Origin of the sequence: Sodalis sp. RH16, from assembly GCF_047324245.1 — a bacterium.
In the GTDB taxonomy this organism is placed as follows: Bacteria; Pseudomonadota; Gammaproteobacteria; order Enterobacterales; family Enterobacteriaceae; genus Acerihabitans; species Acerihabitans ligni.
Genome location: NZ_CP178737.1, coordinates 1160132 through 1183438, shown reverse-complemented (window position 1 = coordinate 1183438; position 23307 = coordinate 1160132). Strand labels below are relative to the sequence as shown.

The window sequence follows — 23307 nt, the reverse complement described above, 5'->3', positions numbered from 1 at the left end:
ATAATGTTATCGTTTTCATTTAAAAGGCGAACCCATGCCGGCGTGTTGTATGCACTGAGTCGTCACAAATAATACTTTCGAATATTTAATAAAAGTTCTGACTCCGTCACAAAATAATAACAAGCTTTCCATTAGGATTTGCATCAATCAATGTTATCGATATCATTTAATGATAAATTTCGGAGCGATCAAATGAAAGCATTAGTGCTAGAGAAAGCCGGCAAAATCTCCATTCAGAATAAAGCGTTTGATGAAACTCTGGGGGAAACCGACGTTCAGGTCAAAATCCACTCCGTGGGCATCTGCGGCAGCGACATCCATTATTACCAGCATGGACGTATCGGACCTTTTGTCGTTCAGGCTCCCATGGTGCTGGGCCATGAAGCTTCCGGCACCGTGCTGGCGGTGGGCAAGAAAGTCACGCACATCAAGGTGGGCGATCGGGTCTGCATGGAGCCGGGCATCCCGGACATGCAGTCGCCGCAGTCCCGCGCGGGCATTTACAATCTCGACCCGGCCGTGCGTTTCTGGGCGACGCCGCCCATCGACGGCAGCCTGCGTGAAACCCTGATCCATCCCGCCGCCTTTACTTTCCCGCTGCCGGACAATGTGAGTTTCGCCGAAGGGGCTATGGTTGAACCTTTAGCCATCGGCATGCACGCGGCAACCAAAGCCGGCATCAAACCCGGCGACATCGCCCTGGTGATCGGAGCGGGCACCATCGGCGTGGTAACGGCATTGGCCGCCCTGGCCGGGGGCTGTGCGGAAGTCATCATTTGCGATGTATTCGATGAGAAACTGGCAATTGCCGCCAATTATCAGGGCCTGCACGCGGTAAACATCAAAAGCGGCCAACTGGCGCAAAAGGTCAGCGAACTGACCAGCGGCAACGGCGTGGATATCGTGTTTGAATGCAGCGGTTCAAAAGCGGCTATCGCCACCGTCAGCGAACATATCGCGCCGGGGGGCACCGCGGTGTTGATCGGTATGCCCATAGACGCCGCGCCGTTGGATATCGTGGCCGCCCAGGCGAAGGAAGTGACGTTCAAAACCATTTTCCGCTACGCCAATATGTATCCGCGCACCCTGCGCCTGTTGAGTTCCGGAAAATTGAACGTCAAACCGCTTATTTCAGCCACCTACAAATTTGCCGAAGGCATAGAAGCCTTTGAGCGCGCGGCGGCGGGCAATCCTACAGATATCAAAATCATGTTGGAAATGGAGTAAAACATGCCTCTTTATGCCGGGATTGACTGCGGGACCCAGGGAACCAAGGTCGTCATTATCGATACCGAGCAGGGGGCAACCCTTGGCGAGGGTTCTGCGCCGCATGAAATGATTTCCAACTCCAACGGGCGCCGGGAGCAGGATGCCCAATGGTGGATTGATGCCTTGTGCCTGGCGTTTGGGCGTGCGGTCAAGGCCGCCGGGATATCGCCGGCGGATATCGCGGCCATGGCCGTCTCGGGCCAGCAGCACGGCTTTGTTGCGCTGGACAAGGAGGGCCGGGTGCTGCGGGCGGTCAAGCTTTGGTGCGACACCGAAACCGCGGAGGAGAACGACCGGCTGCTGGCGCTGCTGGGCGGCGTCAAAGGCTCCATCGAACACTTGGGTCTTATGGTGGCCACCGGCTATACGGCGTCAAAGATACTCTGGCTGAAAATCCACCATCCGGCGCTTTGGCAGCGGCTGGAGACGGTGCTTCTGCCCCATGATTACCTTAATTTCTGGCTTACCGGCAACCGCGTCGCCGAATATGGCGACGCCTCGGGCAGCGGTTTGTTTGATGTTCGCCGCCGTTGTTGGGACCGGCATACGGTAGAACTCATTGATGACAGCGGCAGGTTATGGAATGCCCTGCCGCCTCTGGTGAGCGCCGACAGCCTGATAGGAACGGTATGCCCGGCGGCGGCCGAGCGGCTGGGGGTCAATGTCACCACCCGGGTCGCCAGCGGCGGCGGCGACAATATGATGGGCGCCATCGGCACCGGCAATACCCGGCCGGGGCGGGTTACCATGAGCCTGGGAACCTCCGGCACGCTGTTTGCGTATTCGGATACTCCCGTGATATCGGATTCGGCGATGATCGCCGGCTTTTGCTCCAGCAATAACGGCTGGCTGCCGCTTATCTGCACCATGAACGTCACCTCGGCGACGTCCGCGGTCCAGAAGCTGTTCAAACAGGATTTGGTGCGGTTTAACCAGGCGCTGGAGCAGTCGGAAATCGGCGCCGGCGGAATCTTGATGCTGCCGTTCTTCAACGGCGAACGGGTGCCGGCCTTGCCTTATGCCAAAGCCAGTTTGCACAACATGGATACCGACAACTTTACCGAAGACAATCTCTGCCGTGCCGTGGTGGAAAGCGCCACCTTCGGCCTGCGGTACGGCCTGGATCTGTTCCGCAGCCAGGGGATCGTCGCCACGGAAATAAGGCTAATCGGCGGGGGATCGAAGAGCCGGCATTGGCGGCAGATGGTGGCAGATATCATGGATTGCCCGGTAGTATGCCTGCGGCAAAATGAAACCGCCGCGCTGGGGGCCGCCATCCAGGCCGCCTGGTGCGACGGATTACAGCCGGCGGCGACGCCGGGGGAACCGGTACCGGCGGCGTCCGACCTGCTGTCCGCGCTTTGCGAAAAGTTCGTGCAGCTGGATGAAAGCACCCTGACACGGCCCATTCCTCGTCAGCAGCAGCGTTATACCGACCTTTATGCAAATTATCTTGCGTTGCTGAATAAAGAATATGCACAGGTGGCTTTATGAATGATGACGCATTGACTCCCGAACCCACGTATCTGCTTGAAGTCACCGGGGTTAAAAAGTCCTTTGGTCCCGTGGTGGCGCTGAAGAATATCGAGTTTTGCCTAAGGCGCGGGTCGATACATGCGCTATGCGGCGGCAACGGGGCCGGAAAATCCACCTTTCTCAGTATTCTGATGGGGTTTATCCAGCCGGACAGCGGCGAAATCTATATTCACGGCAAACGCTGCGAATTCGCTCATCCCCGCGAGGCCATGGATGCCGGCGTGGCCATTGTGCAGCAGGAATTAAGTACTATTCCCGATCTTACCGTGGCGGAGAATATTTATCTGGGCCGGGAGCCGCGCAAGCTGGGTTTTATCGATTTTAAAATGATGAATGCCCAAACCGTCGAGTTATTGAAAAGTCTGGATTTTAAAATCTCTCCTTCGGAGAAGATGCGTAATCTGAGCGTCGCCGAGCAGCAACTGGTGGAAATCGCGAAAGCGCTTTCCCATTCCGATGCCGATATCATCATTATGGACGAACCCACCTCAGCCATCGGCGAGGAGGATGTGAAAAAAATATTTCAAGTGATTCGACAGCTTGCCGCCCGGGGAAAGGGGATCATTTATGTTACCCATCGTCTTTCCGAAATATTCCAAATAGCGGATAGCTATACTATTTTCCGGGACGGGACCTATATCCACGAAGGGATTCTCAGCGACATCAATCGTGAACAGTTGATCGAATATATCATCGGCGGCGAGTTCAAAGATGAATTCGCCAAATTCAACTCCCCCGGTGAAAAAGTCTTGATGGAAGTCAAAGGATTAAGCTGGAAGGACAAGGTTCATAATATCAGCCTGACCCTCAAGCAGGGAGAGATACTGGGTATTTACGGCCTGGTGGGGTCGGGACGCAGCGAGTTTCTCGATCTTATCTTCGGTATCAATCATGCGGATTCAGGGACGATCCATATCGGCGAACGTCTTTTGCATAAGCACTCGCCGGCGCAATCCATCAAGGCGGGCATTGCCTACGTTACGGAAGATCGCAAGGATACCGGATTGGTCTTGAGCAGCTCAGTGACCGAAAATATCAATATCGCTTCCTTTCCCGCCATCAGCCGCGGGGGATTTATCGATAGCAAACAGCAGCAGCGCCGCGCCGATGAGATGATCAAGCTGTTCGGCATAAAAACGCCGGATAGCGAACATATCGTCAGTAACCTGAGCGGCGGGAATCAGCAAAAAGTGGTGCTGGGCCGCTGGGCATTACTGGATCCGGAGGTATTGCTGCTGGACGAGCCGACGCGCGGGATTGATGTGGGCGCCAAAAAGGAAATCTATCGGTTTATGTCAGAATTTGCGCTTAAGGATAAAGGCATTGTTATGGTCTCTTCAGAACTCGCGGAAATTATTGGTATGAGCGATCGAATCCTGGTGTTTAGAAACGGTTGTCTGGCCGGGGAGTTATCAGGTGATAAAGCAACGCAGGCGGACTTGATGAAGTTAGCCGTTTAATCCGTATATTGCGGAAAATTTATCGACTACCTTATATTTAAGAGACTTTATTATGAATAGCACATATTCTGCTTTGCCACGCGCTTCGTTTTTTAATCGTAATAAGCGGCGCCTGCATAAATACGGCATTATCATCGCCTTTTTTATTTTATGTCTTGCTGTCACGGTTATTGGTGAAGTGCAAGTGACCAACGGCGCCTGGTCGAGTAATTATTTTCTAAGCCAGGATAATATATTAATCGTTTTTCGACAGATTTCCATTAACGGTATTCTGGCCATCGGTATGACGTTTGTCATTATCACGGCTGGAGTAGATTTGTCCGTAGGCTCGGTGCTGGCGCTGGCGGGTATTGTGGCCGCCCGGTTCGCCACCACCAACAGCAATATGGCCATTGGCGACACGGCGAATGCGATACTGATACCGACGCTGGTTGCCCTCGGGATCGGTTTGGTCTGCGGCGTGATCAACGGTACTATTCTGGCGCGTTACCGCCTGCAGCCTTTTATTGTCACCATGGGCATGCTTTCCGCCGCCCGTGGCCTGTCTTTATTGACCACCGACGGTAATCCGGTATCTCAGCTGAACGATGATTTTCGCTGGCTGGGGAATGGTTATATTCTCGGCATCCCGGTGCCGGTGGTGCTGTTTGCCGTTCTGTTGGTTCTCGCCTGGATTGTGCTGAATAAAACGACGTTCGGCCGTTATGTCTACGCGGTGGGGGGTAACCAGAAAAGCGCCCGTACTTCCGGTATCAATGTTCTGAAAATCAAGGTTTTGGTTTATACATTATGCGGCGCGATGGCGGGTATTGCCGGTTTGATTTTGACGGCCCGCACCGGCTCCGCACAAACCAGCGCGGGCACTGCCTATGAATTGGATGCTATTGCCGCCGTCGTTATCGGCGGTACCAGTATGGTTGGCGGTATCGGCACGCTGGTGGGCACGTTATTCGGGGTTTTGATTATCGGCGTCATGAATAATGGCTTGGATCTTCTCGGCGTACAGTCTTATTACCAACAGATCATCAAGGGGGCGCTTATTGTCATTGCCGTAATGCTGGATCCGTCACGTAAGCAGCAGCGTGATTAATTTGAAATTTGACGTTTTATCTCTACCTAGCCATTACCCTATATTGTATCCAGGAGAAAATATGAAAAAAATGACGAAATTAACCCTTATTGCCTCTTCACTGATGCTTTGTATGTCAGCGGCGGCACAGGCCGCTCCGGTTAAAATTTCCGTCTTGATGTACGGTATGAAAGCCGAATTCGTCCAGCTCATGGAAAAGGCGGCGAAAGAGCATCCGGAGGTCAAAAACGGCGATGTGCAAATCACCATGTATGACGGTCGCTACGATCCGATGGTGCAGAATAATCAGGCCGAAACGGCGATACAAACCAAAGCGGATGCCATCATCGTCAACCCGATGGATTACGAGGCTAATATTGATGTGGTCACCATGGCCAATAAAGCCAAGATTCCGGTTATCGTCACCAATGCCCGTCTGAATACCGACAAAATGACCAGTGAAGTGGTATCCGACGATGTGCTGGGGGGATATCTTGACGCCAAGGCCGTCCTGAAAAAGATGAATTGCAAAGGTAATGTCGTTATCTTCGAAGGACCCATCGGCGGATCCGGTGAAATCCAGCGCGGTCAGGGCATAGATAAAGCCATTGCCGAATGCGGCAAGGGCAATGTCACCGTTTTGGAACGCAAAACCGCCAACTGGTCCCGTGCGGAAGCGCTGCCGTTGATGGAAAACTGGCTGCAGAAACACCGTGGCAAAATCAACGGCGTGATCGGTGAGAATGACGAAATGGCGCTCGGCGCCATAGAAGCGATAAAAGAAGCGAATCTGAATGTGAAGGATTTCTCCATCGGCGGTATTGATGGCGTGACGGATGCCATACGCGCCGTGCAGCAAGGTGAAATGGTGTCCATTCTGCAGGATGCCCATGCGCAAATGCAGGGCTCCATCGATGTGGCCTTACGCGCGGTAAAAGGTAGCAGCTACCAGCCCAAGTCGGACATTTGGCAGCAGTATAAAGGCCAGATGGATTGGAAGGACGGCACAGCTCAACGTTATGCGGTGCCCTGGACCGAAGTGACCGTGGACAACGCGCAGCAACTGCTGGATGCCCGTAAGTAGGCTGTGTTATTTCTCGATCCCGTTCCTGGCAATATAAAGGGCTTAAATCACGGAAATTCAGCATTATTGGCCGTGGGTTAAACCTTATAAAGCCAACAAGCGTGATGTGTTCGGGTCAGATGGACGCTCTGGTTGGCGCCTGTTGCGGCTGAATGAAATCACTATTTCATTCAGCCGGGGCGGCCATCCGCCATGGGCGTCCATCATAAATCATATCTCTCAGCCTCGGCTTTTCTAACATCCCCAGTGTTCCGCCGCCTGTCAACCCGTATGCGGCGGCGATAAAGTCACTGTTTATTCCGATAGTGCGTATTTATCTGCTTGCTTCAAATGATGCTTAGCCGGAAATAAATGACGAAAAAGAGTTCATTCAACGCAATCAATATTATAGATACATCAAAAAAGCATCCGATATTATTCTATTCTGCTCATGGCGCAAATCATGCCCAATGTTTTCGAGCTATTCTGTTAAGCTACGCCGACCGGCCCGCTTACCCTTGAGCCACTCTTATGCAAAATTTAATTTCGTCAATTCTCATTAAAATGGCAAAAATCGATGCTCAATCGAAAGACCTTGCCGCGCAGGTGGATGCACAATCTCTGCTGATGGCCGCGATGTGTTTAACGTTGCAAAAAGGTGAACACGACTCTTTGTCCACCAATATCCTCAAGGCCATAACCGCCGCTACCCTCGCATCCAAAGAAATTTTGCGGTCGGACGCGGATCTCCTGTTAATGCATATCAATCGGTTGGTCTCGATTACCCATTTTGTTGAGGTTCACGCTGAACCTCTTGCCGAAACCACGCCTTCCTTAGAAGGAGACCGCGCCGGGGATTAACGCCGGGGCGGCGTTAAGAGTTCCAGGTCTATGGCATCCGCCATGGCGCGGTTGCCGGCATTGCCGGGGTGGAGATGATCTCCCGAATCAAATGCCGGTTTGAGCCGGGCAGGGCGGGCCGGGTCACGCAGCAAGGCATCGAAGTCAATCACGGCGTCAAAGGCATGGCTTTCGCGGATCCAGGTATTGACCCGGCGGCGTAGCGCATCTTTATCGGCACGATAGTAATTGTCCAGCGGCGTCCCCGGCAGGGCGCCCTCGAAAGGGGGCAGGGTGGCGCCGATGATGCGGATCCCACCGGTATGGGCCCGGGTGATTAACTGGCGATATCCGGCGATAAGCCCGTCCGCCGACGGCAGCGGGCCAAGGGGATCATAGAGCGTTCCCGGCCAGCTGATGTCGTTAATGCCCAGCAGGACGATAACGCTGCGTACGCCGGCCTGGTGGATAGCATCCCGATCAAACCGGGCCAGGGCATTGGCCCCCATGCCATCGGACAACAGGCGGGCGCCGGAAATACCGGCATTAATCACCGCTACGCCCCGCGGCGCGAGGCGCCGGGCCAGAAAGTCGGGCCAGCGGGCGTTGGCATCCATCGTTGCGCCGTTGCCATCCGTCACCGAATCCCCGATAACCGCTACCGTACCGCCGGTGCGTGGGGCATCCACTAAAACAGCGCTTAAAAGGGTACGGGCGGTAACGGGCTGATTGATGCTGATATTTTCCGCCTGGCTTTGGTCGCCCACCGCAATCCAGGACGTTTGCCGCGCGTCCCAGTGAAAGGTTGTCGTAGGCGTCGGGCCGGGCAAATACACACTCACCGCCAGGCTGGCCAGTGCGGGGACGGCCAGGTCCACCGGGTCGCTTACCAGGGGTGCGCCGGGGGGAATGGCGGCGGTGGTTTTCCCGCCGAAGGTGAGTAAATGAAGGCTGCCCATGTCAATGGCGCCCCGGTCGCCCGCCAGCGCCACCGATGCTTTGCCAAGCGTCAAGGGCGTTTGCCCGTAAGCGTTGGAGAACACTATCCGCAGACGTTTTCCCCCCAGGCTTATTCTCGCCACCTGGCGCAGCGTCTGCTGATTTAACCCATCGGGGATATGGGTGGGGAAGGGGAAATCCTTTCCCCATACCGCTTGCGGGCTGGCGGTCCAACTGCTTACCCAATGGGCGGCCTGCGCTGCGCCGGCGTACCGTGCCGGCAGGGAGAGAAGCGCTAACGCCGCCAATAGGCTGATAAAATCCGTCAAGAGACGGTGCTGATAAAGAGGTTTCGCCACGATTCTTTTTTCTCCACTTATGAATTCATAAGACTGCCGTGAAGAAATAATGAATTAAAACCCCGATATGAAATAGACTGTCGATACGACTAAGAATTGTGACCTGAAATCATATGTCCCGATTAGAAATCAATCGCGCCGGTGAACTGGAAGTGTTTGTCCGGGTGGTGGAGCAGGGCAGTTTCTCCATGGCGGCAAGTTTGTTCAACATGACGCCATCCGCCGTCAGCAAGCTGATAAGCCGGCTGGAAAAGCGCTTAGGCGCGCGCCTGCTTAACCGCACCACCAGGCAACTGCGGCTGACTCCCGAAGGTTGCGTGTTTTATGAGCGCGGTATCCGCATCCTGGCCGATCTGGAAGACGCCGAGCAGGGAGCCGCCGCCGGCAGTTCCCCCCGGGGGCATGTGCGAATCAACGCCAACGTGCCCTTCGGACACCATTTCCTGCTGCCGCTGGTACCGGCGTTCATGGCCCGTTATCCCGACATAAGCCTGGATATCACCCTGGCCGATGAGGTCATCGATATCCTCGAACAGCGGACGGATATCGCGGTGCGCGCCGGGCCGTTGAAAAGCTCCGGCCTGGTGGCGCGCAAACTCGGCCAGACGAAAATGGTGATAGTCGGATCGCCGGAATATCTGGCGCAAAACGGCACGCCGCAACGGGTGGAGGATTTGGCGCGGCATAACCGGCTGGGGGCGAATTATATGCGCTCAATGGCGGGATGGCCGTTACTGGGCGACGGGGCGACAACCCTTATGCCGATGAACGGCAGCGTCCGGATCAGCGACGGCGAGGGTTTGCGCCGTTTGGCGCTGGCGGGCGCGGGATTGGCGCGCCTGGCGCTGTTCCAGGTCCGAGAGGATGTGGCCGCCGGCAGGCTGGTGCCGGTGCTGGAGGCCTTCAATCCCGGCGATAGCGAAGACGTCCATGCGGTCTTCCTTGGACAGGGAGGCTATCTCTCCTTGCGGGTCAGGGCGGTGCTGGACTTCCTGGTGGAGAACGTCAACCTGGCCCGCTAAAACATCAGGCTTTGGCGCCGCGGGCCTCAAGCGCCGCAAGAATGGCGCCGCGAAACGCGGCGGCGGGCTGGCCGCCAATCAGCACCTGGCTGTTGTCGATGACAATGGTGGGGACGGAGTTGACCCCGTTGCTGAGCCACCGGTGCTCATCCGCCCGCACTTCCTCGGCATAGCGGCCGGTATCCAGCACTTCTGCCGCGGCGGCGGCGTCCAAGCCCGCGTCTTCGGCCGCCCGCAGCAGTACGGCGCGATCGGAGGGGTTTTGCCCGTCGGTAAAATAGGCGGTGAACAGCAGCCGTTTCAACGCATGCTGGCGGCCTTCCAGGCGGGCCCAATGCAGCAGCCGGTGCGCGTCGAAGGTGTTATAGATCCGGCCGTCGGGAAAGCGGTTGCTAATGATGAAACCCACATCCTGCGCCCGCTGGCGAACCCTCTCCTGTCCGGCCTGCGCTTCGGCCGGTGACGAGCCGTATTTTTCCCCCACGTGTTCAATCAGGTTCTGACCCTCCGCCGGCATGCCCGGGTTGAGCTCAAAGGGGTGAAAAACGATGTCCGCTTTCACTTCATCCCCCAGATCGGCAAGGGCTTTTTCCAGACCCTGCAGGCCGATAATGCACCAGGGACAGGAAACGTCCGAGACAAAATCAATTTTCAACATGTTCATATTGGGTTGTCCTTTAAAATTTGCTCGGTGGTTTTTAAGGTAATGGTATTACCCGGTATCGAAAGCCCGGCCCAAACTTCATTATGCTGGGCGATAAGCCCCTGCGCCGAAACGTATCGGCGATCGGCGGTGGTATGGGCATCGGACGCAATGGTTAGGGCATAACCCTTGCTGGCGGCAATTTTCACGGTGGTATCGACACAATAGTCGGTGGCGCAGCCGCAAATGGTCAGGTGGGTTATCCCCAGTTCGGCCAGAATATTGTCCAATGGGGTGCGATAAAAAGCATCGCAGGCGGTTTTGGTGACCGAAATAGCCCCCGCCGGCCGATGCAGCTCCGGCAGCAGTTGCCAGAGTTCGCTGCCTTCGGCCATGTCCCCTTCGGCGTGCTGGATGAAAATCGTTTGCCCGGCGCGGGCCGTCAGCTGATTAATGCGCGCTACCCGGCCGGCGCGGTCAAAACGGGGGGTGGCAAAAACCCCGTTTTGCATATCAATCACCAGCAATAAACTATTACCCGTCATGGCGGCTCCTTGAATGCCTGTCTGAATTGACATTTACGACCAAGCACGCTGATTAATAATGTGATATACCCGTCATACTGACGGTTTCAGGTACGTTGGCTGTGCTGCTCGGTTCATCTGTTATGTACGGGATCGAGAATAAAACAACCGCGCTGCGATGGCCTGGACAGACTGATTTATAGCATACCCCGATAGCGCCGGTTTGACATTCCAGGCGGGGGCTGACAGACGAGAGATGAGTATTGGATATGCCTGACCACTCTTTTGCGATATCCCCTGCGCGGGCACGGGAAATCTGGCTCCATGCGCAGCGGCTCGACGTTGCCGCGCCTTTTGGCGAGGGACCCGAAGCGGTAAGGTTGGCGGCGGAGCATTTAGGCTACATACAAATCGATACCATTAATGTCATTGAACGCGCCCATCATCATATTCTCTATAGCCGCATTCCGGCCTATAGCCGCGCCGACCTGGATTTGGCGCAGTCGCTGGACAAATCGGTTTTCGAATACTGGACCCATGCCCTGGCCTACGTGCCGTCCTCCGCTTACCGCATGTATGTTTCGGCCATGGACCGGTTCCGCGCCGAGCCAAGTCCGTCGTTTGCCGGATTGGATGCGAACGACTATAGCGCACTGCTGCGGCGCATTCGTGACGGAGGACCGCTGTCGATCCGGGATATCGACGAAGCGCTGGTGGAAAAAACCCACCCTTGGGGCAGCCGCAAGCCGTCAAGGCGGGCGCTGCGCTACGGCTTTTTTACCGGCGATCTGACGGTCAGCAAGCGCACGGGCATGGTCAAGTCCTATGATCTGTCCAGCCGCCATTTTGGCTGGCGCCGGCGGCCGCGGCCGGTTAACGATGCCCAACTGGCGGATTATCTGCTGCGCCGGGCGCTGCAATCCCAAGGCATGGTCAGCGTGGAGTCCATTTGTTACGGTAATGCGCAGCACAAAGCGCCGATACGCCTGGCCATCGAGTCCGCGGTGAAGCGCGGACGGCTGGCGCCGGTGCATATCGAGGGCAGTCCGAAGGCCCCGCACTGGATCGAACCGGCATGGCTGGAGCGGCAACCGGATCCCCGGTCGTCTCCTCTGGTGCATATTCTCTCGCCATTCGATCCGCTGGTTATCCAGCGTAAGCGTCTGCAGCTCTTTTTCGGCTATGAACATCGTTTTGAAGCTTATGTGCCGGCCGCTAAGCGTCAATTGGGGTATTTTGCGCTGCCGGTGCTGGCAGGGGATGAAATCGTCGCCGCCATTGACCTGAAGATGGACCGCCCGTCGGGGAAATTACTGGTACGGCAATGGACCTGGATGGTGGAGCAACGTCCGGAATTACAGCTATTGATTGATGAAGCGTTGGGCAGGTTCGAGCGTTTCCAGCAAGGGTGACCATAGCAGCACCCCTGTAGTTTGGGTTAATACAAAACGTCGTTTTGTTTGAAATAAACTTTATTAAAATATTTATTAAAAAATATTGCCTATTCGGTGTTTATTACACATTCTTTTAAAGACAACTCCCTGCGCCCTTAGCCGTCTGACCGGAATCATCTTGGTAAACCTTTTGGTAAACTACAGCGCTTTACTCACGGAAAAGCTTAAACATGCCACCTGGTATCAAAAGCGGCATTCCAACCGTGTTCTGTTAAGCCGTGAAGTCATTCCGCTGGCCATACCTATCCTGATTGAAAATCTTTGTGTGCTCCTGATGGGGGTGCTAAGCACATTTTTGGTCAGCTGGCTGGGCAAGGAATCGGTGGCCGCCGTGGGTATGGCGGACAGCTTTAATATGGTGATCCTGTCTTTTTTCGCCGCCGTTGACCTGGGCACCACCGTGGTGGTGGCCTTTAATCTGGGCAAACGTAACCGTAAACAGGCCCGTACCGCCGCCCGGCAGTCCATTACGCTGTTAACGCTGGTGTCGGTTGCCATCGCCTTGCTGATTGAATTCACCGGCCCGTGGATTATTGATTTGATTGCCAACCAGGCCGACCCCATGGTGAAAACCCTGGCCCTCAGCTATTTGCGGGTAACGGTGTGGAGCTATCCGGCCGCCGCCATTGCCCTGATCGGCTGTGGCGCCCTGCGCGGCGCCGGCAATACCAAACTGCCGATGGTCATTAATATCGGCATGAACATTATCAATATAGTTATCAGCAGCGTGCTGATTTACGGCAGTTTTTCCTGGCATGGGCTAGGGTTTGTCGGCGCGGGCCTCGGGCTGACCATTTCCCGTTATATCGGCGCCGCCATGGTGTTGATGGTGCTGCGGTCCGAGCTAAATCATGCCCTGCGATTGCCCCTGAAAAGCTATTTCACCACCCTTAATCCGGCGGTATTGCTTGATGTGCTGAGTATCGGCCTGCCCGCCAGCATCGAGTCGGTGCTGTTCAACGGCGGCAAACTGATTACGCAGTGTTTTGTCGCCGGTATGGGCACCGCGGTCATTGCCGGTAATTTTATCGCGTTCTCCATTGTGTCCTTGATTAACTTGCCCGGCAATGCGTTGGGCTCCACCTCCACCATTATCGTCGGCACCCGGCTGGGTAAAGGTCAAATCTTCCAGTCGGTGCGCCAACTGAAGTTTATCTTCGGGCTGTCCAATGTCGGCGTCTGTTTATTAGGCTTGTTATCGATACCTCTCGCCGGACTGCTGGCGGCCTTCTACACCAACGATCCTGAGGTTATCCGGGTGGTGAAGCACCTGGTCTGGCTGAATGCCCTGTTTATACCGTTCTGGTCCGCCTCCTGGGTCTTGCCGGCCGGCTTGAAGGGCGCCCGGGATGCCCGCTATACCATGTATGTCTCGATGTTGGGCATGTGGGGATGCCGGATCGTCGCCGGTTATACCCTTGGCGTCATTCTGGGATGGGGGGTCAACGGCGTCTGGATGGGGATGTTCCTCGACTGGATCGTGCGCGCGGCGTTTTTCTATCGCCGTATGGAAAGCGGCCGCTGGCTGTGGCGCTACGCCCAGCCCAAAATCGCCAAATAACCGCCGCGCTCCTGTCTGCATGCGCCTTCGGCAAGGTGCCGGCGCCGGCCGCGTCCGACATTCCCCAAGGGCGTATATTATCTGCGCATTATATTAAGCCGGCATCCAGTATAGCCATCATCCGCCGGCTTGCCGTGGCGACCTGGCGTTCTATCTGTGCTTCGTCCGGCAGCGGGTTTCCCAGCAATGCATCATCAAACAATCCGGCCCTGAGCAGGGCGGCAAATACCGCCGCCGCCTGCTGCGTGTCGGCTATCCGCCATCCCGTCGCCGGTAGCCAGTGTTCAAGGTAGCGGGCGAACAGCCTGTCTCTCCTGGTGATGACTTCCTGCCGGTACAGCCGGCCGATTTCCGGGAAACGGGCGGCGTCGCGCATGACAACACGATAAAGCGCCAATTGCGGCGCCGACAGCGAATGTTGCAGATAATCCCGGCCCGCCATCAAAAACGCCTCCGCCGGAGGCTTCTGGAACCATAAGGGCTCGAGGTCATCGGGCTGGTTTTGGTTGCCGACATCGTTACAGGCCGTTTGCATTACCGCGCTGAACAGATCGTCCTTGCTGTCGAAATGCCGGTACAGCGTTTTAATGGAAACGCCCGCCGCGTCGGCGATGCGGTTCACCGAGCTTTCGCCGTAGCCGCTTTCCAGAAAAGCCTGCAACGCGGCATCCACAATCATTTTCCTTTTGCGCGTCATCAGCGCCGCTTTGGGATCGTTCTGTGACCAAACCTTAACCATAAAAGTCCCCTTGGTATGCCTTGACAGATGATACGACAGTTGTCACTATCCCACAAACGACAGTGATCGCTGTCGTTTGTGGGCGGCAGATAAAATCCTTCGGATTCCCAGACGTAGCCAACACGGCTGCACCTGTGGAGATGGTGGGTATATTTGCCGGTGGCTTGCATTCATTTTATTTTGGGATAGCTACCCTAATGACGAATTTACTTTCAGAACCCGTGCCGCTGCCTTGCGGCACGGTGCTCACCAATCGCATCTGCAAAACCGCAATGAGCGAGGGATTGGCGGATAACGCCAACCACGCCACTCCCCGTTTGGAAACATTGTATCGCCGTTGGGCGCGGTCGGGGGCAGGACTGCTGTTGTCGGGAAATATCCAGGTGGACCGGAACCATTTGGAACGACCGGGCAATATCGTCATCGACGATGACAGCGGGATGCGGCAGCTGGCGCGGCTGGCGCAGGCGGGTAAAGCCGGGGGCGGGCATTTTTGGGCACAGCTGAGCCATACCGGGCGGCAAGTGATCCAGGAAATTAATCCGGCGCCGCTGGCCCCTTCGGTGGTGGAACTCGATGTATTGCGGGGTGCCGGTTTTACCTTTGCACCGCCAAGAGAAATGACCGAAGAGGATATTCGCCACGCCATAGCGCAGTTCGCCTACGCCGCGGGTAAAACGCGCGAGGCGGGATTCACCGGAGTGTCCCTTCATGGCGCCCATGGTTATTTGGTCTCGCAGTTTCTCAGTCCGCTCACCAACCGCCGCCGGGATGAATGGGGCGGCTCGCTGAGAAATCGCGCCAGGTTCCTGCTGACGCTATTGGCTGCCGTGAGAGAGGCGGTAGGAAAGGATTTTCCCATCGGACTCAAACTGAATTCATCGGATTTCCAGCGCGGGGGGTTCACCCATCAGGAATGCCTTGAAGTGGTCGCCATGCTTAACGATACGTCGCTGGATTTGCTGGAGCTTTCCGGCGGGTCCCTGGAACAGCCCATGGTAATCGGCGTCAGTTTAAAAGATCAGGGGATAGACGGCTGGCCGGCGGCCACCGTCCGCCGGGAGGCCTATTTCGTTGAATTTGCCGCTTCGATCCGGGCCGTTGCCAGGATGCCGGTGATGGTGGTGGGCGGTTTTCGTACCCGTTCGGTGATGGTGGATGCCCTGCGGCGGGGCGAACTGGATGTGATCGGGCTGGGCCGTCCCATGATTGCCGATCCGGATATTGCCCGCCGTCTCATTGCGGGGGAAACGGACATCGCGCCGGCGCCTGAAAAAAACCTGGATCTCTTACATCTGCTTCCTTGGAATAACATGCAGCTAAAGCGCATGAGCGACGGATTGGAACCGGATCTCCAACTGAAGGGGGAAGCGGCGGCGGCGTGGTTCGCCGCCTGGGAAAAAGAGTATCTCTGCGCATTAATGGCCCATCGGCAGAAACGTTGATACCGCAAAATGTCAAAAAAATGAGGCCGGAAATAAGCTTCCGGCCCCGTGCTCTTGCTGTTATTCTGCTTTTGCCTGTTCAATCACCCTGCCGCCTGACTGTACGTCGGCCCGTTCTATGGTGATCTTTTTCGGTTTTTCCTCTTCCGGGATTTCCTGTTCAAGACTGATTTCCAGCAAACCGTTGGCCAGTTTGGCCCCGTTCACTTTGGTGCCGCGATTGACGCTGAATTGCAGCGAGAAGTTGCTGCGGCTGATGCCCCGGTGAACCCAATTGTCTTTTTCGGTTTTTTTGTCTTCTTCATGCCGGCCCTCAATGACCAACTGGCCGTTGCGGGTGCTGACGTTCAGCTCTGATTCACGGTAGCCGGGCACGCTGACGGTAATGGCGTACTGATTATCGCCTTTTTTAACGATATCGTAAGAGGGACTGCCGGCAACCGGTTCATCGCCGGTCAGTCTGCTGAACAGCCGGTCGATTTGATTAAAACGATCTGACAGCAGCGAGTCGCTGAATGAAGGAATAAGTGAAAACGGATGTGTGATCATGGCTAATCTCCTGAGTGTTCAAAAGTTCAACCTTTTACCGGATTACTTCAATCCTCAGCCTTTAGATAGGGATAAAAAAGCGGCTTTCAAGGGCCGAAAATGAAAAAAATGCCGAGGGATTTTCCTCGGCATCGGTACGTTGGCTATCCGCGGGCTTTCACTTAATAAATAGCCTGATAAAGCTGCTTGATTTCGGCGACGCTGGTCTGGCGGGGGTTGCCGCCGGTACAGACGTCATCGAACGCCGCCTGGGCCAGCGCCGGAATATCCTGCTCCTTCACGCCCACATCCCTTAGGCGCGGCGGGATGCCCACATCCTTGCACAATGCCTTGACCGCGTTCACCGCCGCCAGACGCGCCTGTTCTATGGGCTGGTCTTTGACCTCCGGATGGCCCATCGCCACGGCGATAGCCCGGAATTTTTCACCGGTATGGGCAGCGTTGTATTCCATGATATGCGGCAGCAAAATGGCGTTGGCCACCCCATGGGGCGTATTGTAGAAAGCGCCCAGCGGATGGGCCATGCCGTGCACCAGTCCAAGCCCCACGTTTGAGAAGCCCATGCCCGCCACGTATTGCCCCAGGGCCATATCGTCCACGCCCTGCGCATCGCCTTTCACCGACGCCCGCAGCGAGCGGGAAATAATCTCGATGGCCTTGATATGGAACATATCGGTCAGTTCCCAGGCGGCCAGGGTGGTATAGCCTTCAATGGCATGGGTCAGCGCATCGACGCCGGTGGCGGCCTTGAGAGAGGCCGGCATACTGGCCATCATATCCGGATCGATAATCGCCACCAGCGGAATATCATGGGGATCCACGCAAACGAATTTACGGCGGTTTTCCTCATCGGTAATAACGTAATTGATAGTGACTTCCGCCGCCGTGCCGGCGGTGGTGGGAATGGCAATAATGGGCACGCAGGGTTTTTGCGTTGCGGCCACGCCTTCCAGGCTGCGGACGTCAGCGAACGCCGGATTATTGATGATAATCCCGATGGCCTTGCTGGTATCCTGCGGCGAACCGCCGCCGATGGCGATCAGGTAATCCGCCTGGGCGGCCTTGAACGCGGCCACGCCACGGTTTACCACGCTGATGGTAGGGTTCGGCACCACTTCATCGAACACCGAGAACGCCAGACCCGCCTCATCCAGCAGGGCGGTGATACGGGTCGCTATTTTTACGCGCATCAGCTCTTTGTCGGTGACGATTAACGCTTTTTTATAACCGTGGGCTTTCGCTTCGTCAATAATATGGGAGACAGCTCCTCGGCCAAAATAGGCGGTTTGATTCAAAATCATTCGGTTAGTCATGAGAATTACCTTGACGTGATTAAAAGATTTTTTTAAGAAACATGAAGCCCTGAGTTTTCAGATTCCATGCTTGCGTCCGCCAACTTTAAATACCTTCTGCTTTAAATACCATGACGGCGCGCTCTAATACCGCCCATTATAATAATGAGCTGGTATTATTACCTTCTTGCCACTGCCACCTGCCGATGGAAACTGGCAATTTAATGAAGAATCCCCCTCCGGCGTGTCTATATCTCATTTTTCATGCCGTCAAAATGCGCTGGAATATTCTCTGTCAATAAAATGATGTGATGGATTTGTGATTCAGATCACTCGTTTCTTACGCTGTTTGCCATTTTTGCAAGGAAAATGGCATTGTCAAGAAGGCCATATTCTCCAAATCTTTTAATATATAAAAACTTCTGTAACCGCAGTTTTAAATTAGCTCTCTTTTATCTCTTTTTTAAAGAGGTCCTATTTTTTAAAGGAATTTCTCAAATGGGCAGTTCAATAATTCTCGGCATTTTTTGGCACTTCGTGGGTGCCGCTTCTGCCGCCTGTTTTTATGCACCCTTTAAGCAGGTCCGTCGATGGAGCTGGGAAACCATGTGGTCGCTGGGCGGCTTCTTCTCCTGGATCGTTCTACCCTGGACGGTGAGCGCCATACTGCTACCGGACTTCTGGGGTTATTACAGTTCTTTCTCACTGTCCACGCTGCTGCCGGTGTTTCTGTTCGGCGCCATGTGGGGCATCGGCAATATCAACTACGGCCTGACCATGCGCTATCTGGGCATGTCCATGGGCATCGGCATCGCCATCGGCATTACCCTGATAGTCGGTACGCTGATGACCCCTATCATTCAGGGTAAATTCGGCGCCCTGGTCCATTCCAGCGGCGGCCAGATCACCTTGCTTGGGGTATTCGTCGCGCTGATAGGCGTCGGCATCGTCAGTTATGCCGGCATGATGAAGGAGCGGGCGCTGGGCATCAGTACCCAAGAGTTCAACCTGAAGAAAGGGCTGCTGCTGGCGGTGATGTGCGGCATTTTTTCCGCCGGGATGTCTTTTGCCATGGATGCGGCCTTGCCCATGCATGAAGCGGCGAAAAATGCCGGTATCAGCCCGCTGTATGTGGCTCTGCCGAGCTATGTGGTGATTATGGGCGGCGGCGCGATTGTCAATCTGGCCTTTTGTTTTATCCGGCTGGCCACCAAACCCGAGCTGTCGCTGAAGGCGGATTTATCCCTGGCTAAACCCTTGCTGCTTGCCAACGCCCTGTTCTCCATTCTCGGCGGCGTGATGTGGTATCTGCAATTTTTCTTCTATGCCTGGGGCCAGGCCAATATTCCGGTTCAATATCACTATGTCAGCTGGATGCTGCATATGAGTTTTTATGTGCTGTGCGGCGGCATCGTGGGACTGGTGCTCAAAGAGTGGAGCGGTGTGGGCAAAAAACCGGTGCGCCGGCTGTGCCTCGGTGCGCTGGTGATTATCCTGGCGGCCAATATTGTCGGTCTCGGTATCGCGTCCTGAGATAGGAGATAGCACTGATGACTATACGTAATCTTGCCGCGGTGGATCTCGGCGCCTCAAGCGGAAGGGTAATGCTGGCGAGCTGGCAGTCCGATACCCAAACCCTGGGCATCAAGGAAATCCATCGGTTCGATAACGGCTTCAAACCCGTGGGCGGCCATGACTGCTGGGATCTCGACGGGCTGGAAAAGGAGATACTCACCGGCCTCACCAAGCTTGGGAACAATGTCTTCCCGCTGGACGGTATCGGTATCGATACCTGGGGAGTGGATTATGTCCTGCTGGATGAGCAGGGAGCGCGGGTCGGCGAAGCGGTCTCCTATCGCGACCATAGCACCGACGGCGTGATGGCGCAGGTCACCGCCGAATTGGGATATCAATCCCTTTACCGCCATACCGGCATTCAGTTTTTGCCGTTTAATACGCTTTACCAATTAAAGGCCCTGTGTGCCCAGACGCCGGATATTATTCCCCGGGTGGCGCATTTCCTGATGATCCCGGATTATTTCACCTACCGCCTGACCGGCAAGATGAATCGGGAATATACCAATGCCAGCACCACCCAGATGCTTAATCTGCAAAACGGCGACTGGGATCAAAGCCTGCTTGACTATCTGGGCATTCCGCGCCGCTGGTTCGGCACCCCGCGTCTGCCGGGCAATACGGTGGGGGAATGGGCCGGTCCTTCCGGGCGCCGGGTGCCCGTAATAGCCGTGGCCAGCCACGATACCGCCAGCGCGGTGGTGGCTTCGCCGCTGAAAGACAGGCATAGCGCCTATTTGAGTTCCGGCACCTGGTCGCTGATGGGGTTTGAAAGTGATGTTCCCTATAACAGCGAACAGGCGCTGGCGGCCAATATCACCAACGAGGGGGGCGTCAGCGGCACCTACCGGGTATTGAAAAATATCATGGGACTTTGGCTGCTTCAGCGCATCTGCCGTGAGCAAAACCTGACCGATTTACCGGCGCTGATCGCCCAGGCGGCCGCAGAGCCCCCTTTTGCCAGTCTCATCAATCCCAACGACGATGGATTCCTCAATCCCCCGTCCATGGTGGACGCCATTCGCGCCGCGTGCCGCGAAACCGGCCAGCCGGTGCCGCAAACCGACGCGGCGCTGGCCCGTACCGTTCTGGACAGCCTGGCGCTGTGTTACCGCCGGGTCTTGCAGGAGTTAAGCCAGTTGCGCGGGGCCAAGCTGAACCATCTCTATATCGTCGGCGGCGGCTGCCAAAACCAGCTGCTCAATCAACTGTGCGCGGATATATGTCAGATTCCGGTTACCGCCGGCCCGGTGGAAGCCACCACGCTCGGTAATGTCGGTTGCCAATTGATGACGCTGGGAGATGTGCCCGATCTCGCCTGCTGGCGACGCATTGTGGAGCGCAGCTTCCCGCCGCGTCATTTTTCACCCCGTCGGGTTCCCGAGCTTGCCGCAGTATGGCAGCGGTTTAAGGAAATCTGTCATTTTCAACAGGAAACAGCAATATGAATAACTCTCCCGAACAAGCCTGGCTGCTGGCGAAACAGCGTTTTTCCGATGTGAATGTCGATGCCGAGGCGGCATTAAAATTCCTGGATACCCTGCCGATTTCCATGCACTGCTGGCAAGGAGACGACGTCACGGGTTTTGAGAATCCGGAAGGTTCGCTGACCGGCGGCATTCAGGCTACCGGCAACTATCCGGGCAAGGCGCGCAACGCCGCCGAGCTCCGGGCGGATCTGGAACAGGCATTTAAACTGATTCCGGGGCCGAAGCGCCTTAACCTGCATGCCATCTATCTGGAAGCCGAAGGTAAGGTTGAGCGTAACGAAATCGAACCGAAACACTTTAGCGGCTGGGTAGAGTGGGCGCGCAGGCACCAGCTCGGACTCGATTTCAACCCCACCTGTTTTTCCCATCCCCTCAGCGCCGACGGTTTTACCCTGTCCCACGCCGATAAAGGCATTCGCCAGTTCTGGATCGAGCATTGCCAGGCCAGTCGCCGTATATCGGCCTATTTCGGCCGTGAGCTGGGTACCGCTTCCGTCATGAATATCTGGGTGCCGGACGGTATGAAGGATTTGACCATCGACCGGCTGGCGCCGCGTCAGCGCCTGCTGGAGTCGCTGGATGCCGTCATCGCGGAAAAAATCGACGTCAAATACCATATTGATGCGGTGGAAAGCAAACTGTTCGGCATCGGCGCTGAAAGCTTCACCGTGGGCTCAAGTGAATTCTTTTTGGGATATGCTACCAGCCGGGGTACCGCCCTATGTCTCGACGCCGGCCATTTCCATCCCACCGAGGTCATTTCCGACAAAATTACCAGCGCCATGCTGTTTGTCCCCCGTCTGCTGCTGCATGTCAGCCGTCCGGTACGCTGGGACAGCGACCACGTGGTGCTGCTGGACGACGAAACACAGGCCATCGCCAATGAAATCGTGCGCAACAAGTTCTTTGATCGGGTGCATATCGGTCTGGACTTCTTTGATGCCTCCATTAACCGCATCGCCGCCTGGGTCATCGGTACCCGCAATATGAAAAAAGCACTGCTGCGCGCCCTGCTCGAACCCACCGAACAGCTGCGTCAGTTGGAGCAACAGGGGGATTACACCGCGCGTTTAGCTCTGCTGGAAGAGCAAAAATCCTTGCCCTGGCAGGCGGTCTGGGACCGCTATTGCCAATGGCATGACACGCCGGTGGGCGGCGACTGGCTGTCGGCGGTACGTCGCTATGAAACATCGGTGCTGCCGCGCCGTGGGGGGAATAACGCTTAGCGCGTTAAAAAAACCGGTATTTCCCGTTCCGCGGGCATGTTGCCTGCGGAACGGTGCTTAAGAAGCGCCACCTCAGTCCACCCCACCTTCATTGGCAACAATTCAATTTAATCAAATAGGTAAGTCCCGCAGTTTTATGGATTTGAATGATCTTGGCCGCTATGATGAAACCGGCAATTTTATTCATGCGATCATTTATCTCGATTAAATTTATAGGTGCTTTACTGCGCCAAGGGAGAGGCTTATACGATGGATAATGTGAATGGATATTATACTTCATGCAAGATAACGTTAATTCCATGCAATGTTGAAAATAATAACGAAAAATCATTGAAAATGCTTAATGATCTTTCAGTAAGTTATTTTCAGCTTTGCAAGAGTAATATGGCCTATCAGTTCTATGAGATTGATGAACTGATATCTAAAATACAGAGCGGCGATAAAATCGATAATAAAGATGCGCAGGGAATAAATGAAATTTGTGAGTCATTATGTCAAAAGGAATACCACGCTGTTGAAATGTTAAAATCCTACCAAGCTCTGGCGGGCGAAAACCCCACCCTGACATGTTTTCCCTGGAACGGGCGAATTATTGATTACGCCACGCTACGTCGTAGCCTGGCGGAAGAAATTGTTGCTAAAGAAGTCAGGGCTAAGGTTTTTGAGCAGCTTGCTGAATTATTTACCTGCGCTTTGTTGCTTGATGTTGACAAAGCCGCTATTTATCGGAGCAGCATGCGTTTTCTTGATGCCCTGACGCTTTGCTTATACACGGATAAGGTCTTTGCCGCGAGGGCGAGCGTGGAGGCGCTTGGCAACATGTTTGGATTAAATATGTCCGTTATGCCGGTGTTAACGGACTTTTGCAATGGTATGTGTCTGCGCATGGACTTGTTGCCTTTGTTGGAAAAGGGCTATGGAATCCTTTTCCGTAACAATGATTTGCTTGATGACGACGAAATCAGTTATTTGCGCATTCTTAAAGGCGCGTTCGCTGAAATCGCCGCCGTGGTGGAGCAGCATTACGGTACTCTCGACTATGCTCAAGAGCAGGGTATTCACGTGCCCGAGTGTTTTTTTAGCTATAACCTGATCGATTAACGCACTGCTTTGCCATGCTCAACCTGTTGACAGCCTTGGCCTGACTGGCTCATTGTCGCCTGCGTCATTCCTGAATGGCCCTTTTCCTACGGGCCACTGGTTAATGGCGGCGGTGTCGAATTCGACATTATGATATATAAATCAATGCAAT

The 23307-nt window shown here is 55.1% G+C and carries 20 protein-coding genes; 14 read left to right on the top strand and 6 right to left on the bottom strand.

What is annotated here, in order from left to right; all coding sequences use genetic code 11:
- Positions 1 to 192 precede the first annotated feature (192 nt).
- From ACL2XJ_RS05395 to iraP, 6 genes are all read left to right on the top strand, one after another.
- A complete protein-coding gene (locus ACL2XJ_RS05395; RefSeq protein ID WP_132924850.1) occupies positions 193 to 1227 on the top strand; it encodes an NAD(P)-dependent alcohol dehydrogenase in 1035 nt (344 codons plus the stop codon).
- A gap of 3 nt (positions 1228 to 1230) precedes the next feature.
- Positions 1231 to 2763, top strand: coding sequence for a xylulokinase (xylB, locus tag ACL2XJ_RS05390; RefSeq protein ID WP_413725885.1), 1533 nt, complete (start codon positions 1231 to 1233; stop codon positions 2761 to 2763).
- Complete coding sequence (locus tag ACL2XJ_RS05385; protein ID WP_413725884.1) at positions 2760 to 4265, top strand: sugar ABC transporter ATP-binding protein; 1506 nt, start codon at positions 2760 to 2762, stop codon at positions 4263 to 4265. The genes xylB and ACL2XJ_RS05385 overlap by 4 nt, the downstream gene beginning before the upstream one ends.
- Positions 4266 to 4317: 52 nt before the next feature.
- The gene (locus ACL2XJ_RS05380; RefSeq protein WP_132924856.1) at positions 4318 to 5355 is read left to right on the top strand and encodes an ABC transporter permease; all 1038 of its coding nucleotides are present in this window, start codon (positions 4318 to 4320) and stop codon (positions 5353 to 5355) included.
- Positions 5356 to 5416: 61 nt separating this feature from the next.
- Complete coding sequence (locus tag ACL2XJ_RS05375; RefSeq protein ID WP_132924858.1) at positions 5417 to 6418, top strand: substrate-binding domain-containing protein; 1002 nt, start codon at positions 5417 to 5419, stop codon at positions 6416 to 6418.
- A 510-nt stretch (positions 6419 to 6928) separates the two neighbouring features.
- Entirely contained in the window at positions 6929 to 7258 is a 330-nt protein-coding gene (gene iraP / locus ACL2XJ_RS05370; RefSeq protein WP_413725883.1) for an anti-adapter protein IraP, read from the top strand.
- Here the strand turns inward: iraP and ACL2XJ_RS05365 are convergent.
- The gene (locus ACL2XJ_RS05365) at positions 7255 to 8535 is read right to left on the bottom strand and encodes an SGNH/GDSL hydrolase family protein (protein WP_413725882.1); all 1281 of its coding nucleotides are present in this window, start codon (positions 8533 to 8535) and stop codon (positions 7255 to 7257) included. The two genes, iraP and ACL2XJ_RS05365, sit on opposite strands and share 4 nt — an antisense overlap.
- Before the next feature lie 113 nt (positions 8536 to 8648).
- Between ACL2XJ_RS05365 and ACL2XJ_RS05360 the strand changes: the two genes are divergently transcribed.
- Complete coding sequence (locus ACL2XJ_RS05360) at positions 8649 to 9557, top strand: LysR family transcriptional regulator (RefSeq protein WP_413725881.1); 909 nt, start codon at positions 8649 to 8651, stop codon at positions 9555 to 9557.
- A 4-nt stretch (positions 9558 to 9561) separates the two neighbouring features.
- On the opposite strand, the gene ACL2XJ_RS05355 is transcribed toward ACL2XJ_RS05360, so the two are convergent.
- Both ACL2XJ_RS05355 and ACL2XJ_RS05350 read right to left on the bottom strand, forming a co-directional pair.
- Positions 9562 to 10221: a DsbA family oxidoreductase gene (locus ACL2XJ_RS05355; RefSeq protein WP_132924864.1), complete on the bottom strand. Its 660-nt coding sequence runs from the start codon at positions 10219 to 10221 to the stop codon at positions 9562 to 9564.
- Positions 10218 to 10745, bottom strand: a complete 528-nt coding sequence (locus ACL2XJ_RS05350; RefSeq protein WP_132924866.1) for an isochorismatase family protein — start codon at positions 10743 to 10745, stop codon at positions 10218 to 10220. Before ACL2XJ_RS05350 ends, ACL2XJ_RS05355 begins: the two co-directional genes overlap by 4 nt.
- Before the next feature lie 248 nt (positions 10746 to 10993).
- Between ACL2XJ_RS05350 and ACL2XJ_RS05345 the strand changes: the two genes are divergently transcribed.
- Both ACL2XJ_RS05345 and ACL2XJ_RS05340 read left to right on the top strand, forming a co-directional pair.
- The gene (locus tag ACL2XJ_RS05345; protein WP_413725880.1) at positions 10994 to 12136 is read left to right on the top strand and encodes a winged helix-turn-helix domain-containing protein; all 1143 of its coding nucleotides are present in this window, start codon (positions 10994 to 10996) and stop codon (positions 12134 to 12136) included.
- A gap of 160 nt (positions 12137 to 12296) precedes the next feature.
- Positions 12297 to 13739, top strand: a complete 1443-nt coding sequence (locus ACL2XJ_RS05340; protein WP_413725879.1) for an EmmdR/YeeO family multidrug/toxin efflux MATE transporter — start codon at positions 12297 to 12299, stop codon at positions 13737 to 13739.
- 88 nt (positions 13740 to 13827) lie between these two features.
- Here ACL2XJ_RS05340 and ACL2XJ_RS05335 read toward each other — a convergent pair whose 3' ends face one another.
- On the bottom strand, positions 13828 to 14478 hold the full coding sequence (locus ACL2XJ_RS05335) for a TetR/AcrR family transcriptional regulator (RefSeq protein ID WP_413725878.1): 651 nt from the start codon (positions 14476 to 14478) through the stop codon (positions 13828 to 13830).
- Between the two features lie 197 nt (positions 14479 to 14675).
- On the opposite strand from ACL2XJ_RS05335, the gene ACL2XJ_RS05330 reads away from it, so the two are divergent.
- Positions 14676 to 15923, top strand: a complete 1248-nt coding sequence (locus ACL2XJ_RS05330) for an NADH:flavin oxidoreductase/NADH oxidase family protein (protein ID WP_413725877.1) — start codon at positions 14676 to 14678, stop codon at positions 15921 to 15923.
- A 60-nt stretch (positions 15924 to 15983) separates the two neighbouring features.
- Here the strand turns inward: ACL2XJ_RS05330 and ACL2XJ_RS05325 are convergent, their stop codons facing one another.
- Both ACL2XJ_RS05325 and fucO read right to left on the bottom strand, forming a co-directional pair.
- The gene (locus ACL2XJ_RS05325; protein ID WP_132924886.1) at positions 15984 to 16472 is read right to left on the bottom strand and encodes an Hsp20 family protein; all 489 of its coding nucleotides are present in this window, start codon (positions 16470 to 16472) and stop codon (positions 15984 to 15986) included.
- Positions 16473 to 16633: 161 nt separating this feature from the next.
- A complete protein-coding gene (fucO, locus tag ACL2XJ_RS05320) occupies positions 16634 to 17785 on the bottom strand; it encodes a lactaldehyde reductase (RefSeq protein WP_413725876.1) in 1152 nt (383 codons plus the stop codon).
- Between the two features lie 477 nt (positions 17786 to 18262).
- On the opposite strand from fucO, the gene rhaT reads away from it, so the two are divergent.
- The 4 genes from rhaT (at position 18263) to ACL2XJ_RS05300 (ending at position 23156) form a co-directional block, all read left to right on the top strand.
- Complete coding sequence (gene rhaT / locus ACL2XJ_RS05315; protein ID WP_132924890.1) at positions 18263 to 19297, top strand: L-rhamnose/proton symporter RhaT; 1035 nt, start codon at positions 18263 to 18265, stop codon at positions 19295 to 19297.
- A 17-nt stretch (positions 19298 to 19314) separates the two neighbouring features.
- The gene (gene rhaB / locus ACL2XJ_RS05310; protein WP_413725875.1) at positions 19315 to 20787 is read left to right on the top strand and encodes a rhamnulokinase; all 1473 of its coding nucleotides are present in this window, start codon (positions 19315 to 19317) and stop codon (positions 20785 to 20787) included.
- Positions 20784 to 22055 carry an L-rhamnose isomerase gene (locus tag ACL2XJ_RS05305; RefSeq protein WP_132924893.1) on the top strand — a complete coding sequence of 424 codons (1272 nt, stop codon included), beginning with the start codon at positions 20784 to 20786 and terminating at the stop codon, positions 22053 to 22055. Before rhaB ends, ACL2XJ_RS05305 begins: the two co-directional genes overlap by 4 nt.
- Positions 22056 to 22304: 249 nt before the next feature.
- The gene (locus tag ACL2XJ_RS05300; protein ID WP_413725874.1) at positions 22305 to 23156 is read left to right on the top strand and encodes a hypothetical protein; all 852 of its coding nucleotides are present in this window, start codon (positions 22305 to 22307) and stop codon (positions 23154 to 23156) included.
- Positions 23157 to 23307: the final 151 nt, after the last annotated feature.

Coding starts and splice junctions, on each gene's coding strand:
- ACL2XJ_RS05300 (WP_413725874.1), top strand. CDS start 22,305: ATGGATAATGTGAATGGATATTATACTTCATGCAAGATAACGTTAATT.
- ACL2XJ_RS05375 (WP_132924858.1), top strand. CDS start 5,417: ATGAAAAAAATGACGAAATTAACCCTTATTGCCTCTTCACTGATGCTT.
- ACL2XJ_RS05395 (WP_132924850.1), top strand. CDS start 193: ATGAAAGCATTAGTGCTAGAGAAAGCCGGCAAAATCTCCATTCAGAAT.
- ACL2XJ_RS05360 (WP_413725881.1), top strand. CDS start 8,649: ATGTCCCGATTAGAAATCAATCGCGCCGGTGAACTGGAAGTGTTTGTC.
- ACL2XJ_RS05330 (WP_413725877.1), top strand. CDS start 14,676: ATGACGAATTTACTTTCAGAACCCGTGCCGCTGCCTTGCGGCACGGTG.
- ACL2XJ_RS05345 (WP_413725880.1), top strand. CDS start 10,994: ATGCCTGACCACTCTTTTGCGATATCCCCTGCGCGGGCACGGGAAATC.
- ACL2XJ_RS05325 (WP_132924886.1), bottom strand. CDS start 16,472: ATGATCACACATCCGTTTTCACTTATTCCTTCATTCAGCGACTCGCTG.
- ACL2XJ_RS05385 (WP_413725884.1), top strand. CDS start 2,760: ATGAATGATGACGCATTGACTCCCGAACCCACGTATCTGCTTGAAGTC.
- rhaT (WP_132924890.1), top strand. CDS start 18,263: ATGGGCAGTTCAATAATTCTCGGCATTTTTTGGCACTTCGTGGGTGCC.
- ACL2XJ_RS05305 (WP_132924893.1), top strand. CDS start 20,784: ATGAATAACTCTCCCGAACAAGCCTGGCTGCTGGCGAAACAGCGTTTT.
- ACL2XJ_RS05380 (WP_132924856.1), top strand. CDS start 4,318: ATGAATAGCACATATTCTGCTTTGCCACGCGCTTCGTTTTTTAATCGT.
- rhaB (WP_413725875.1), top strand. CDS start 19,315: ATGACTATACGTAATCTTGCCGCGGTGGATCTCGGCGCCTCAAGCGGA.
- iraP (WP_413725883.1), top strand. CDS start 6,929: ATGCAAAATTTAATTTCGTCAATTCTCATTAAAATGGCAAAAATCGAT.
- ACL2XJ_RS05335 (WP_413725878.1), bottom strand. CDS start 14,478: ATGGTTAAGGTTTGGTCACAGAACGATCCCAAAGCGGCGCTGATGACG.
- xylB (WP_413725885.1), top strand. CDS start 1,231: ATGCCTCTTTATGCCGGGATTGACTGCGGGACCCAGGGAACCAAGGTC.
- ACL2XJ_RS05355 (WP_132924864.1), bottom strand. CDS start 10,221: ATGAACATGTTGAAAATTGATTTTGTCTCGGACGTTTCCTGTCCCTGG.
- ACL2XJ_RS05350 (WP_132924866.1), bottom strand. CDS start 10,745: ATGACGGGTAATAGTTTATTGCTGGTGATTGATATGCAAAACGGGGTT.
- fucO (WP_413725876.1), bottom strand. CDS start 17,785: ATGACTAACCGAATGATTTTGAATCAAACCGCCTATTTTGGCCGAGGA.